Raw genomic sequence first — 14,346 nt, 5'->3', positions numbered from 1 at the left:
TATGAATGTAGAGGAATTGGTAAAAGAGTTAAAAGCTGTAGGCATACCTAAAGATGCGGTGGCTATGAAAGCCTATATGAAAAATAAATTTGAGTTTCTAGGAGTCAAGACTCCGGCCAGGCGGAAACTCGCAAAGGCTTTTTTCAAACAGCATACTGATTCCGTCATTGACTGGAATTTTATAAATGAAGCTTGGAATAATCCCTATCGAGAACTGCAGTACACTGCGCTAGATTATCTGGAGATTCGCAAGAAACTATTGACACCATCTGACTTTTCACGTTTGAAAAAGCTGGCCCAAACAAAATCTTGGTGGGATACTATTGACTTTTTGGACCGCTTAGTAGGAACAATCATTGCCCGATTTCCAGAAACAAAAGAGATTATTTTAGCTTGGAGTCGTGATGAGGATATCTGGCTGCGGCGCTTGGCTATTGATCATCAGCTGTTGCGAAAAGAGGAAACAGACACAGAGTTGCTAGAGAAAATTTTAGTGAATAATCTAGGCCAAACAGAATTTTTTATTAACAAAGCTATCGGCTGGGCGCTGAGAGATTATTCCAAAACCAATCCAGACTGGGTCAGAGATTTTATAGAACGGCATCGAGCAGAAATGGCTACCCTTAGTATTCGAGAGGGAAGTAAGTATTTATGAAACATATTTATTTAAAATATCTGGAAGAGGAAGATTACTTAGTTTGGATGGAAGGATTTTCCGATAGACTTCCTTCTCAATCACCATTTGATGATGGGCTTTTAGATATGACAATTTGTACAGAAAGTTGGTTTGCGGACTTGGTGGCTAAGCACCGCGATTTCCGAGAGAAAGACCAGCAGTATATTTGGGGAATTTATGACGCAAAAATCGGAAAACATGTTGGTATGGTTAATTTATTTGTGCTAGCTAGAGATGACTTTCAATGGGCGGAAATAGGTTATACGATACATAATCAATTTTGGCGTCAGGGCTACGCCAGAGCTATGCTAGAAGAACTCAAGAAAGTCAGTCGCGAACTAGGATTTCATCGTTTAGAAGCACATGTTGATTTACAGAATATCCCTTCGCAAAAATTACTAGAGCAATCTGATTTCTATCTTGAAGGAGTACGGAAACAATTCCAAAAAGAAGGTCAGGAGTGGAAGGATAGACAAGTTTTTGTTTATATTTTAGATTAAACACCTTGACAAAACGGAAAAAGATAAGGTAAACTATATTTCGTGCGATGAGTCGATATGCAGATTTTCTGCAAATTGAAGCATGGGAGGTCATAACGCAGGAGCGGACCTTGATCAGTTGTGTGAACCTGCTGATCACACAAAAGTGCCCTTATCCCCAGTCTACGGATTGGGGATTTTTCTATGTCTCTTAGAGTGGCAAGACCATTAGTCGCAGCCGAGCTTAGAGACATTGATACTGAGACGGTCGACGTCGTGAGTGCTATTGCTCTTGACGAAACGAGTCCACAGGAAGAAGTTGAGCTGTAGAGCAATGGAATGCAGTTTTGTTCGTGAGAACAAAAGCTGTAAACCTTGAAAACTCTCATAGAGAGGCATGAGAGTTGGTGTATTTTATCAAAAGAACGCACTTATATTCTTCAGAAATATTTGCATTTTTCCTTAAAAATAGTATAATACTAACAATACAAAATTTTTTGAAAATTCAGAGAGGTTATCGCATGGGATATACAGTTGCTGTAGTAGGTGCCACTGGTGCCGTTGGATCTCAAATGATTAAAATGCTGGAAGAATCTAGCCTTCCAATTGATAAAATACGCTATCTGGCGTCAGCTCGTTCAGCTGGTAAAGTTCTCCAATTCAAGGGACAAGATATTACTATCGAAGAGACGACCGAGACTGCTTTTGAAGGTGTAGATATTGCTCTCTTCTCAGCTGGAGGTTCTACCTCAGCAAAATTCGCTCCTTACGCAGTCAAAGCTGGAGCAGTAGTGGTTGATAACACCTCTTATTTCCGTCAAAATCCTGATGTTCCTCTGGTTGTTCCAGAAGTCAATGCCCATGCCTTAGATCAGCACAAGGGAATTATCGCTTGCCCTAACTGCTCGACAATTCAGATGATGGTGGCTTTAGAGCCTGTTCGTCAGCAATGGGGTCTGGAGCGTATCATCGTGTCTACCTATCAAGCAGTTTCTGGTGCAGGTATGGGAGCCATTCTTGAAACCCAAGCACAATTACGCTCTGTTCTCAATGATGGTGTAAATCCTAAGGATGCGGAAGCCAATATCCTGCCATGCGGCGGCGATAAAAAACATTATCCTATTGCCTTTAATGCCTTACCTCAGATTGATGTCTTTACAGATAACGACTACACTTATGAAGAGATGAAGATGACCAAGGAAACTAAGAAAATCATGGAAGATGATTCTATTGCTGTTTCTGCGACTTGTGTCCGTCTTCCAATTTTGTCTGCCCACTCGGAGTCTGTTTACATCGAGACTAAGGAAGTAGCACCTATTGATCAGGTAAAAGCAGCAATCGCAGCTTTTCCAGGTGCTGTTCTGGAAGATGATGTAGCTCATCAGGTTTATCCGCAAGCAATCAATGCGGTTGGTAAGAAAGAAACCTTTGTCGGACGGATTCGTAAAGATCTAGATGCAGAAAAAGGAATCCATATGTGGGTGGTTTCAGACAATCTTCTTAAAGGAGCAGCTTGGAATTCTGTTCAAATCGCAGAGACATTGCATGATCGTGGTTTAGTTCATCCGACAGCAGAAGTTGTTTTTGAATTAAAATAAAGTGACCAAGGAAACTTGACAACACAGGGTTGAATAATCGTTCTTTCAACCCTCTTTTCGTATAAAGAGAGGTAAGTTTATGGCGCATGCGGATCTGAAAAACTGTAAAATCATCACAGCTTTTATCACACCTTTTCATGAAGATGGTTCCATCAATTTCGAAGCTATTCCAGACTTGATTGAGCACCTTTTGGCGCATCATACAGATGGGATTTTGTTAGCTGGAACAACTGCTGAAAGTCCAACTTTAACTCACGATGAAGAGTTGGAATTATTTGCGGCAGTTCAAAAAGTTGTCAAGGGGCGTGTCCCTTTGATTGCGGGTGTTGGTACCAATGAAACACGCGACTCTATCGAATTCGTCAAAGAAGTAGATGAATTTGGTGGTTTTGCAGCTGGTTTGGCCATCGTTCCCTATTACAATAAACCTTCTCAGGAAGGGATGTATCAGCACTTTAAAGCTATTGCGGATGCTTCAAACCTGCCTATCATTATCTACAATATACCAGGACGGGTAGTAGTTGAGATGACACCTGAGACTATGCTGAGGTTGGCTGAACATCCAAATATTATCGGCGTTAAAGAATGTACCAGTCTGGCGAATATGGCCTATCTGATCGAACATCGTCCAGAGGAGTTTCTGATTTATACCGGTGAGGATGGCGATGCCTTTCATGCTATGAATCTGGGGGCTGATGGAGTTATTTCTGTTGCTTCTCACACAAACGGTGATGAAATGTTTGAAATGCTTGATGCTATTGAGCACAATGACATCAAAAAAGCAGCAGCTATCCAACGGAAATTCATCCCTAAAGTCAATGCACTCTTCTCTTACCCAAGCCCTGCCCCAGTCAAAGCTGTACTTAATTACTTGGGCTTTGCAGCTGGTCCAACTCGCTTACCGCTTGTGCCTGCACCCGAAGAAGATGCCAAACGAATTATTAAGGTCGTGGTTGATGGTGACTATCAAGCGACCAAAGAGACTGTTAAAGGTGTCCTGAGACCGGATTATTGATTGATAAAATTGAAAAAAATATTTCTAAAAAGGATTGCCCAGAGTAGTCCTTTTTTATATTGACTTTTAAGGCTAAAGAAAAAAGGAAGCTTCCTTTGAAAAATATTGGAAAAAATTATATAATGTTAAGGTATGGTCTGACTTTGAGAACTCTTTTTGAGCAGACTATAGATAACTGGATTGGCAGCAATCATGTTAGAGACTTACATTAGATTAGAAATATATAATATAAAAGGAGTTTTTTATGCAAGTTATTAAACGGAGCGGTGAGGTCGTAGAATTCGATCCAGATAAAATCTATCAAGCAGTTTTAAAGGCAGCTCAGACTGTCTATGTATTGACAGATGATTTACGTCAGAATTTAGCGCAGGTTACAAAGAAAGTGGTTCTTGATTTGGAAGAAGCTAAGGTTGAGCGTGCGACGATTAGTATGATTCAGTCCATGGTTGAAAGCCGCCTCTTGGGTGCAGGTTATATTACTATTGCCGAGCATTATATTTCCTATCGCTTGCAGCGCGATTTAGAGCGAAACGGCTATGGAGATCATATAGCTGTGCATCTGCATTTTGAGCAAGTGAGATAAAATCAGAAAGCCCGCTGGGGCTTTTTTTGCTCTTGAGGTAGAGAGTATCACTTTAGAATTCATCCGCTTAAATCCTAGAAATATGTTAAAATAGTTAAAGATATAAAATTTTATCAATGATATTCGTTGAAAGGATAAATTATGGCAACGATTCAATGGTTTCCAGGGCATATGTCTAAGGCTCGGAGACAGGTACAGGAAAATATTAAGTTTATTGATTTTGTGACGATACTGGTTGATGCGCGACTTCCTTTATCCAGTCAAAATCCTATGCTAACTAAGATTGTGGGTGACAAGCCCAAGCTTTTGATTTTAAACAAGGCTGATTTAGCAGACCCTGTTCGTATTAAGGAATGGCAGAGCTATTTTGAAAGCCAAGGGATTCCGACCTTATCTATTAATTCCAAAGAGCAATCTGCTGTAAAAAAAGTGACAGATGCAGCTAAAAAGCTTATGGCTGACAAATTGGAACGTCTGAAAGAGAGAGGAATTCGCATCGAAACCCTGCGTACCATGATAATCGGTATTCCCAATGCTGGCAAATCAACCCTCATGAATCGATTAGCTGGTAAGAAAATTGCCGTTGTAGGGAATAAGCCAGGTGTGACCAAGGGGCAGCAATGGCTCAAGTCAAATAAAGACTTGGAAATCTTGGATACACCAGGGATTCTCTGGCCTAAGTTTGAAGATGAGATGGTTGCTCTCAAGCTTGCCCTGACTGGTGCTATTAAGGATAATCTGCTGCCTATGGATGAGGTGACGATTTTCGGCCTTAATTATTTTAAGGAGCATTATCCTGAGGAGCTTACAGCACGCTTCAAGCAGCTGGATCTAAGCCAGGAAGCGCCTGACATGATTATGGATATGACCCAAAAACTTGGCTTCCGCGACGACTATGACCGTTTTTACAGCCTTTTTGTCAAAGAAGTCCGCGATGGCAAGTTAGGTCGTTATTGCTTGGACACGGTTGGAGAACTAGATGGCAACGATTAAAGAAATCCAGCAACGTTTAGAGTTAGTGACTGATTTGGCTGATCCTTTTCTTGCAGAAGCAGCTAATGACCAGCGGAGCGGAGTTCAAAAGGCGATTGAAAAGCGTAAAAGAGCCATTCAGGCGGAGTTAGATGAGGATTGTCGTCTGGAGCAGATGTTACGATATGAAAAAGAGCTTTATCAAGCCGGCTATCGGGCGATCGCTGGGATTGATGAGGTCGGTCGTGGTCCTCTAGCTGGACCAGTTGTCGCTGCAGCTGTTATCTTACCTCCAGGATGTAAGATTAAGGGGCTCAACGACAGTAAAAAAATTCCCAAGAAAAAACATCAAGAAATCTATCAGGCAGTTCTAGATAAAGCTTTGGCGGTCGGTATTGGCTTGATAGACAATGAGATTATAGACCAAGTCAATATCTATGAAGCGACCAAGCTTGCTATGAAAGAGGCTTTGTCTAAGCTTTCTCTCAAGCCAGATTATCTGCTGATTGATGCTATGAAGTTAGATATTGATATCCCGCAAGAGTCCATCATCAAAGGAGATGCCAATTCGCTATCTATCGCGGCAGCCAGTATTGTGGCTAAGGTCACTCGGGATAAGCTGATGGCAGACTACGACAAGGAATATCCTGGTTATGATTTTGCGCAAAATGCCGGTTATGGGACTAAGAGCCATTTGCAGGGCTTGGAGAGACACGGCGTAACTCCTATTCATCGCAAGACATTTGAACCCGTAAAATCAATGTGTGAATAAGCACGAAGAGGTGAGGCATGCTAATCAGTAAAATCTTAAACAATAATGTGGTGATTTCTGAAGAAAACCAAGAAGAAGTTATTCTCATGGGACGAGGACTGGCCTTTGGTCGAAAAGTTGGCCAGGAGATTCCAGATGAGCTGATTGAGAAAAAGTATGTCTTGTCAGAAAATAGACGCCAGCTTCTGATAGAGTTGCCAGCAGAGGTCATGGAAATGTCGGATAAGATTATTTCTTTCGCAAAGGAGAAACTGCAGAAGAAGCTCAAAGACAGTGCTTTTCTGGCGATGGCAGATCATATCCACGGAGTCTTGCTGCGCTTGGAAGATGATATTTATCTCAAGAATTTCCTCATGTGGGATATTAAACGCTTTTTTCCTATCGAGTTTGAGGTTGGTCAGTATGCAAAACAGCTTTTGAGTACTTATGTCAGCAAGGAGCTTCCAGATGATGAAGCAGCATTTATGGCGCTGACCTTGGTCAATGCAGAGCTGGAAAATGGCGACGGAACTGCGCGTGATTTGACTATGATGATGGAGGAAATCATGACCATTGTCAAATACAGTTTGGAAATTTCTTTAGATGAAGAAGATATCTACCTAGAGCGCTTCATGACCCATCTGAAATTTTTCTGCGAGCGAGTCCTGACTGATAATGGCCACCGTGACTTGGAGGACAATGAAATGTTTGACTTACTTAAATGTAAGTATTCCTTGGCTTATGAAACCACTAGGAAGATTGCTGAATTTTTAAAGCAAACCAGAAATTACCAAACATCAGAGGATGAACAACTTTACCTGACCATCCATTTGTCACGCATGAAAAGGAGGATGACATGCAAAGCGAATACGAAAAAATGATTGCTGGAGAGATTTACCGACCACAAGACGAAGATTTAAGAAAAATTAGAGCCCGATCCAAAGAATTTCAATATCGTTTTAACCAAGAGCAAGACAGCGACAAGAGAAGTGCTATTATCAAAGAATGGTTTGGCTGCACAGGAGAGAATCTTGCTATGAAGCCTGATTTGGTCTGTGATTATGGAATCAATATTCATCTAGGCGAGAATTTTTATTCTAACTGGAATCTGACTATGTTGGACGTTTGCCCGATTCGCATCGGAGATAATGCTTTGCTTGGTCCAAATTGCCAGCTTCTGACACCTCTTCATCCGTTTGATCCAGTGGAAAGAAATTCCGGTATTGAGTACGGAGCACCAATCACTATTGGTGATAACTTTTGGGCTGGCGGAGGTGTGACGATTCTGCCAGGCGTGACGCTAGGAGATAATGTGGTAGTCGGAGCAGGAGCGGTTGTGACCAAGTCTTTTGGTGACAATGTAGTCTTGGCTGGTAATCCTGCTAAGATTATTAAGGAAATCCCTGTTCATAAAGAATAAAAGATGTGTTAAAGGCAATAGGCAAGGAGACCGGCTAATGACAACATCAAATTTAATAGAATCGTAAAGAAGGAACTGTATTGCAGTTCTTTTTTTGAACTTTTTTACGAATAAGAAAGTGAGGTGAAAAAATGAATAATTTTGAAATTTATAAAATGAAAAAAGCTGGCTTGACCAATCATCAGGTTTTAAATGTTTTGAGATACGCTGAGCGCAGAGATGGCAAGCTTTCTTTGCGAGATAAGGCTGTCGTATCTGAGTGCCGCAATCCTGCACTCTTTATAGAGAAATACAAGAGGCTTGATTTACCGGCTTTGAAAGAAGAATTTGAACTTTTTCCATCCTTTTCTATCTTGGATGATATTTACCCTTGGGATTTATGCGAGATTTATGATGCCCCGACTTTGTTATTTTATCAGGGAAATCTAAATCTACTAGAATTGCCCAAGACTGCAGTCGTTGGCAGTCGAGACAGCAGTAAGCAAGGAAATGCCTCTGTACAAAAGATTATCAAAGAGCTAAACAATGAATTGGTTATCGTCAGTGGCCTGGCTCGAGGGATTGATACAGCGGCTCATATGGCTGCCCTGCAAAACGGAGGTCAGACGATTGCTGTCATTGGTACTGGATTAGACGTCTTTTATCCCAAGGCCAACAAAAAATTACAAGCTTACATTGGCAAAAATCATTTATTGCTGACAGAGTATGGTCCGGGTGAACAGCCTTTGAAATTTCACTTTCCAGAGCGGAATCGTATCATCGCAGGTCTCTGTCGAGGCGTCATTGTAGCAGAAGCCAAGATGCGCTCAGGCAGCCTGATTACCTGTGAGCGAGCCATGGAAGAAGGGCGGGATGTCTTTGCTATTCCGGGGTCAATTTTAGATGGAAAATCTGACGGTTGCCATCATTTGATTCAAGAGGGCGCAAAGTGCATCACATCAGGCTCTGACGTTCTTTCTGAGTTTGATTTTTAAAACAAGTTTTCCTATAAGAAAAGTTAGCAGTTGACATCTATCAAAAAATAGTTTAAACTCTATGAGATTTATTTCTTATAGAAGGTGTCTAAATTGGTAACAAAAACAAAGAAAAAGTCTACGACCAAGAAAAATCTTGTTATCGTAGAGTCGCCTGCCAAGGCAAAAACAATAGAAAAATATCTGGGACGAAACTACAAGGTTCTGGCCAGTGTTGGGCATATTCGTGACCTGAAAAAGTCTACTATGTCCATTGATTTTGAGAACAACTATGAGCCGCAATATATCAATATTCGTGGTAAAGGTCCGTTAATTAATGACTTGAAAAAAGAAGCGAAGAAAGCTAAGCAAGTCTTTCTGGCAAGTGACCCGGACCGCGAAGGAGAAGCTATTTCTTGGCATCTGGCTCACATTCTGAATCTGGATGAGAAAGAGAAAAACCGCGTTGTCTTTAATGAAATCACCAAAGATGCAGTCAAGAATGCTTTTAAAGAGCCGCGCCAGATTGATATGGATCTGGTCGATGCCCAGCAGGCTCGTCGAGTTTTGGACCGCTTGGTTGGTTATTCCATTTCTCCGATTCTCTGGAAGAAAGTCAAAAAAGGCCTTTCAGCTGGTCGGGTGCAGTCTGTCGCCCTCAAGCTGATTATCGACCGAGAAAATGAAATCAATACCTTCAAACCAGAAGAATACTGGACAATTGACGGAACTTTCAAGAAAGGAACCCGTCAGTTCCAGGCCAGCTTCTATGGTATGAATGGCAAAAAGATGAAGCTGTCTAACAACGACGAGGTCAAAGAAGTTCTGTCTCACCTCAAGGGTGATGACTTTACAGTCGACAGTGTCGAAAAGAAAGAGCGTCGACGCAATGCTCCGCTGCCCTACACGACTTCCTCAATGCAGCAGGATGCCGCTAATAAGATTAATTTCCGGACTCGTAAGACCATGATGGTGGCTCAGCAGCTCTATGAGGGGATTAATATCGGTTCTGGCGTACAAGGTCTTATTACCTATATGCGTACCGACTCGACTCGTATCAGTCCAGTAGCGCAAAATGAAGCAGCAAGCTTTATCACGGATAAATTTGGCGCCAAATATTCCAAACATGGCAGCAAGGCTAAGAACGCTTCTGGCGCTCAAGATGCCCACGAGGCCATTCGTCCTTCCAGCGTTTTCAATACTCCAGAAAGCATCGCAAAGTATTTGGACAAGGATCAGCTTAAGCTCTATACGCTAATCTGGAACCGTTTTGTAGCCAGTCAAATGACAGCAGCAGTCTTTGATACTATGAATGTCAAGCTGGGGCAAAATGGTGTCCAATTTGCTGCCAACGGCAGTCAGGTCAAGTTTGATGGCTATCTAGCTATTTACAATGACTCTGACAAGAATAAAATGCTGCCGGATATGGAAAAGGGGGATACCGTCAAACGTGTCAATACCAATCCAGAACAGCACTTTACCCAGCCACCTGCTCGTTATTCTGAAGCGACTCTCATCAAGACTTTAGAAGAAAATGGTGTTGGTCGTCCGTCTACCTATGCACCGACCATTGAAACCATTCAGAAACGATATTACGTTAAGCTGGTTTCCAAGCGCTTTGAGCCGACGGAACTAGGTGAGATTGTCAATTCACTAATTGTCGAATTCTTCCCAGGCATTGTGAATGTGAAATTCACAGCCGAAATGGAAGCAAAACTGGATGATGTTGAAGTTGGGAAAGAGCAGTGGCAGAAAGTTATTGACGAGTTTTATCAACCTTTTGAAAAGGAAGTAGCTAAAGCTGAGTCTGAAATGGAGAAAATCCAAATCAAGGATGAACCAGCTGGTTTTGACTGTGAGGTCTGTGGCAGTCCAATGGTCATCAAGTTGGGCAGATTTGGCAAGTTCTACGCCTGCAGTAACTTCCCAGACTGTCGTCACACCCAGGCTATTGTCAAGGAGATCGGCGTGGCCTGTCCACAGTGCCAAAAAGGTCAAGTTATCGAGCGTAAGACTAAGCGAAATCGCATTTTCTATGGCTGTGATCGTTATCCAGACTGTGATTTCACATCTTGGGACAAGCCGGTCGGACGTAACTGTCCAAAATGCGACCATTATCTGATTGAAAAGAAAGTACGCGGTGGTGGTAAGCAAGTGGTCTGCAGCAATGGCGATTATGAAGAAGAAAAAGTGAAATAGTTTTTACATAATTTATATTATGCAAATATTTTTTTCTGAAGAAAAGGTGCAGTTTTATGACAGATAAATTTGGAGAATTTCTAAAAATCGCGTCTCAACTGAATAAGATAGGAATTATTCCACTGCTGATGGGCTCCTTGGGGCTTGAGCAGGTTACTGGTCAGGACTGGCAGGCGCGGGATATTGATATTCATGTTCACGGTGATGAGCGTGGCTGGGAAGTACCAGATGAAGAGCGCATTTATGATATGGACAAGATTGAACCTATGATGGAGCGCTTGGGCTATCGCTTAGTCGATCTGCACGAACATGAATTTCAAAAAGAAAGCTTATCTATTGAATTTGGGGTCATGGAAACCTTGGAGGCATTTTCAGGTGTGCCGCTAGAGAAGTTGACTCGAAAAGAAGTAGAAGGTGTTGAGTTTCTACTGCCGACAGCAGAGCAATTTTTAGCTATCTACCGCGCTTCCTCTCAGGATTCCTACCGAAATGAAAATAACAATCATAAGGATTTTGCTAAGATTGCTTATTTGGAAAAAATGACAAAATGACGGACATTCAGGAATCCTCCTGTCTGTCTTTTTTACTATCTTTTTGTTATAATGGTCAGAGTGAAAATCTAGAAATATCCAAGGGAGAGTATCATGTCATCATCCTATATCAATGTTATCGGTGCTGGTTTGGCTGGCAGTGAAGCAGCTTACCAGATTGCCAAGCGTGGAATCCCAGTCAAACTCTATGAAATGCGGGGTGTTAAGTCGACGCCTCAACACAAAACTGCGGACTTTGCAGAACTGGTCTGCTCTAACTCTCTGCGAGGAGATGCGCTGACCAATGCAGTCGGTCTGCTCAAGGAAGAAATGCGGCGGTTGGACTCGGTCATCTTAAAGTCAGCAGAAGCGACTTGGGTGCCAGCAGGTGGTGCTCTAGCGGTTGATAGAGAAGGTTTTTCTCAGATGGTAACAGAGCTAGTGACCAATCATCCACTGATCGAAGTCATTCGCGAAGAAATCACTGAAATTCCTGAAGATGCCATCACAGTCATTGCGACAGGGCCCTTGACTAGTGATGCTCTGGCCGAGAAAATCCACGTACTCAATGGAGGTGACGGTTTTTATTTCTACGACGCAGCAGCGCCAATCATTGATGTCAATACCATTGATATGACCAAGGTCTATCTCAAATCCCGCTATGATAAGGGCGAAGCTGCCTATCTCAACGCACCCATGACCAAGCAAGAATTTATGGATTTCCATGATGCTTTGGTCAATGCCGAAGAAGCACCGCTTAATTCCTTTGAAAAAGAAAAATACTTTGAAGGCTGCATGCCTATTGAAGTTATGGCCAAGCGAGGAATTAAAACCATGCTTTATGGACCGATGAAGCCGGTTGGTTTAGAATATCCAGATGACTACCAAGGGCCTCGATATGGTGAATATAAGACGCCATACGCTGTGGTGCAGCTTCGTCAGGATAACGCAGCAGGCAGTCTTTACAATATCGTCGGCTTCCAAACTCATCTCAAGTGGGGCGAGCAAAAGAGGGTCTTTCGGATGATTCCTGGTCTTGAGAATGCAGAATTTGTCCGTTATGGCGTTATGCACCGAAACTCCTATATGGACTCTCCAAATCTGCTGGAACAGACTTTCCGCTCTAAAAAGCAGCCAAATCTTTTCTTTGCAGGGCAAATGACTGGAGTTGAAGGCTATGTTGAGTCAGCAGCTTCTGGTCTGGTTGCTGGTATCAATGCGGCACGACTCTTCAAGGGAGAAGAAGCACTTGTCTTTCCAGAAACAACTGCAATCGGCAGCCTGCCGCATTATGTTACCCATGCTGACAGTAAGCATTTCCAACCTATTAATGTCAATTTTGGCATTATCAAAGAACTGGACGGCCCTCGGATTCGTGACAAGAAAGAACGTTATGAGAAAATTGCTGAGCGCGCCCTTCAGGATTTACAGCCTTATTTGGATAAATAATCTATTTTCTATCATTATCTAATAAAAATCATCAAAAAGTTAGGAATTTCCTAACTTTTTTGTTTAATTTGTGATATAATAAATAAAAATTTTGAAAATAGAAAGTTTTCTGAAAATGAATAAATCCTATTTTTACCTTGAAATGAAAACACATGAGTTGGTCGTTCCTTATACCAAGCAGAAACGCCGTGTTCGCGTCTTGCTTCCAAAGAACTATAGCCAGGACACAAATAAGACGTATCCGGTCGTTTATTTTCACGACGGTCAAAATGTTCTCTATAGCAAGGAGTCTTTCAGTGGCCATTCGTGGAAAGTTATTCCGACAATCAAGCGTAATCCAGATATTGAAAAAATGATTGTCGTGGCTATTGATAACGATGGTCAACGGCGGATGAATGAGTATTCAGCTTGGAAGTTCCAAGAGTCCAATATTCCCGGTATTCAGTTTGGCGGCAAGGGAACGGAGTATGCGGAGTTTGTTATGGAAGTCGTCAAGCCTTTCATTGACCAGCATTATCGGACAAAGTCGGATCGGCTGCATACGGCTATGATTGGCTCCTCTCTTGGGGGAAATATCAGCCAGTTTATCGGTGTTGAATACCAAGATCAGATTGGCTGTCTGGGCATCTTTTCATCAGCAAATTGGCTGCATCAGGAAGCCTTTGACCGTTATATTGAGAGAAAGACACTTCAGGCTGACCAGCGAGTTTTCATTTATGTTGGGACAGAAGAGGCTGATGATACAGATAAGACATTGATGGCTGGCAACATCAAGCAGGCCTATATTGATTCATCGCTCAGCTATTTCCGGCAGTTGCTTGTATCTGGAGTCGATTTGTCCAATATTCAGATTAAGATCCAGTCTGGAGCTATTCACAATGAAATCGCTTGGGCGGAGCACTTGCCAGACTGTTTCCGTTTTATCAGCGAGAAATGGTAATCTAGTCAAACAGTGAGAAAGAGGTAGAAACTATGCATGTAGAATTTTTAAGTCATTGGAGCGGCAATCTAGGCCGAGAAATGTATATCAATCGCTATGGCCATGCTGGGCTCCCGATTATAGTCTTCGCATCATCAGGCGGCAGCCATAATGAGTATGCTGACTTTGGGATGATTGAAGCCTGCGCTGGCTTTATTGAGGCCGGCAAGGTCCAATTTTTCACTCTCAGCAGCGTTGATAGCGAGAGTTGGCTGGCTGACTGGAAGCATCCTCACGACCGAGCAGAAATGCATCGTGCCTATGAGCGTTATGTCATTGAAGAGGCGATTCCTTTCGTAAAGCATAAGACGGGCTGGTTTGACCCTATGATGACGACAGGCTGCTCCATGGGAGCTTATCATGCTGTTAATTTCTTCCTGCAGCATCCAGATGTTTTCAATAAAGTGATTGCCCTCAGTGGTGTCTATGATGCACGTTTCTTTGTCGGTGACAATTTGAATGACGAAGTCATTTATCAAAACTCGCCAGCTGACTATATCTGGAACCAAAATGATGGCTGGTTTATTGATCGCTATCGACAGGCGGATATTATCGTTTGTACTGGCTTGGGCGACTGGGAGCAGGATGGCCTGCCTTCCTTCTACACGCTGAAAGAAGCTTTTGATCATAAGAATATTCCAGCTTGGTTTGCTGAATGGGGCCACGATGTTTCCCATGACTGGATTTGGTGGCGTAAGCAAATGCCTTATTTCCTCAATGAACTCAATCTTTAAAGGAGGTT

Annotated in this window: 16 protein-coding genes; all 16 read left to right on the top strand. The window is 42.4% G+C overall.

What is annotated here, in order from left to right:
• Position 1: 1 nt before the first annotated feature.
• Positions 2 to 655, top strand: coding sequence for a DNA alkylation repair protein (locus K1J09_RS00455; RefSeq protein WP_223322692.1), 654 nt, complete (start codon positions 2 to 4; stop codon positions 653 to 655).
• Positions 652 to 1,176, top strand: a complete 525-nt coding sequence (locus K1J09_RS00450) for a GNAT family N-acetyltransferase (RefSeq protein ID WP_223322694.1) — start codon at positions 652 to 654, stop codon at positions 1,174 to 1,176. Before K1J09_RS00455 ends, K1J09_RS00450 begins: the two co-directional genes overlap by 4 nt.
• Before the next feature lie 183 nt (positions 1,177 to 1,359).
• Positions 1,360 to 1,485: a hypothetical protein gene (locus K1J09_RS11795; protein ID WP_263280820.1), complete on the top strand. Its 126-nt coding sequence runs from the start codon at positions 1,360 to 1,362 to the stop codon at positions 1,483 to 1,485.
• A 191-nt stretch (positions 1,486 to 1,676) separates the two neighbouring features.
• The gene (locus K1J09_RS00445) at positions 1,677 to 2,753 is read left to right on the top strand and encodes an aspartate-semialdehyde dehydrogenase (RefSeq protein ID WP_223322696.1); all 1,077 of its coding nucleotides are present in this window, start codon (positions 1,677 to 1,679) and stop codon (positions 2,751 to 2,753) included.
• Positions 2,754 to 2,832: 79 nt separating this feature from the next.
• Entirely contained in the window at positions 2,833 to 3,768 is a 936-nt protein-coding gene (gene dapA, locus K1J09_RS00440; RefSeq protein ID WP_223322698.1) for a 4-hydroxy-tetrahydrodipicolinate synthase, read from the top strand.
• A 244-nt stretch (positions 3,769 to 4,012) separates the two neighbouring features.
• A complete protein-coding gene (locus tag K1J09_RS00435; protein WP_002895476.1) occupies positions 4,013 to 4,351 on the top strand; it encodes an ATP cone domain-containing protein in 339 nt (112 codons plus the stop codon).
• A 141-nt stretch (positions 4,352 to 4,492) separates the two neighbouring features.
• Positions 4,493 to 5,344, top strand: coding sequence for a ribosome biogenesis GTPase YlqF (gene ylqF, locus K1J09_RS00430; RefSeq protein WP_223322699.1), 852 nt, complete (start codon positions 4,493 to 4,495; stop codon positions 5,342 to 5,344).
• Positions 5,331 to 6,095 carry a ribonuclease HII gene (locus tag K1J09_RS00425; RefSeq protein ID WP_004191271.1) on the top strand — a complete coding sequence of 255 codons (765 nt, stop codon included), beginning with the start codon at positions 5,331 to 5,333 and terminating at the stop codon, positions 6,093 to 6,095. Before ylqF ends, K1J09_RS00425 begins: the two co-directional genes overlap by 14 nt.
• 17 nt (positions 6,096 to 6,112) lie before the next feature.
• A complete protein-coding gene (locus K1J09_RS00420; RefSeq protein WP_223322702.1) occupies positions 6,113 to 6,955 on the top strand; it encodes a PRD domain-containing protein in 843 nt (280 codons plus the stop codon).
• Positions 6,931 to 7,494, top strand: coding sequence for a sugar O-acetyltransferase (locus K1J09_RS00415; RefSeq protein ID WP_223322704.1), 564 nt, complete (start codon positions 6,931 to 6,933; stop codon positions 7,492 to 7,494). Before K1J09_RS00420 ends, K1J09_RS00415 begins: the two co-directional genes overlap by 25 nt.
• A 131-nt stretch (positions 7,495 to 7,625) precedes the next feature.
• Positions 7,626 to 8,468 (top strand): DNA-processing protein DprA, encoded by an 843-nt coding sequence (gene dprA, locus K1J09_RS00410; protein ID WP_223322705.1) that lies wholly within the window; start codon positions 7,626 to 7,628, stop codon positions 8,466 to 8,468.
• 84 nt (positions 8,469 to 8,552) lie between these two features.
• Positions 8,553 to 10,646, top strand: coding sequence for a type I DNA topoisomerase (topA, locus tag K1J09_RS00405; RefSeq protein ID WP_223322706.1), 2,094 nt, complete (start codon positions 8,553 to 8,555; stop codon positions 10,644 to 10,646).
• A gap of 56 nt (positions 10,647 to 10,702) precedes the next feature.
• On the top strand, positions 10,703 to 11,197 hold the full coding sequence (locus K1J09_RS00400; RefSeq protein WP_223322708.1) for a phosphoribosylanthranilate isomerase: 495 nt from the start codon (positions 10,703 to 10,705) through the stop codon (positions 11,195 to 11,197).
• Between the two features lie 93 nt (positions 11,198 to 11,290).
• Complete coding sequence (gene trmFO, locus K1J09_RS00395) at positions 11,291 to 12,625, top strand: methylenetetrahydrofolate--tRNA-(uracil(54)-C(5))-methyltransferase (FADH(2)-oxidizing) TrmFO (protein WP_223322710.1); 1,335 nt, start codon at positions 11,291 to 11,293, stop codon at positions 12,623 to 12,625.
• 115 nt (positions 12,626 to 12,740) lie between these two features.
• Entirely contained in the window at positions 12,741 to 13,565 is an 825-nt protein-coding gene (locus tag K1J09_RS00390; protein WP_002902923.1) for an alpha/beta hydrolase, read from the top strand.
• 32 nt (positions 13,566 to 13,597) lie between these two features.
• Positions 13,598 to 14,338 (top strand): esterase family protein, encoded by a 741-nt coding sequence (locus K1J09_RS00385; protein WP_223322712.1) that lies wholly within the window; start codon positions 13,598 to 13,600, stop codon positions 14,336 to 14,338.
• Positions 14,339 to 14,346 lie beyond the last annotated feature (8 nt).

Source organism: Streptococcus sanguinis, from assembly GCF_019928825.1.
Lineage (GTDB): Bacteria > Bacillota > Bacilli > Lactobacillales > Streptococcaceae > Streptococcus > Streptococcus sanguinis_L.
Note: the sequence above shows the minus strand (reverse complement) of the source record. Positions and strands in the feature narration are given on the sequence as shown.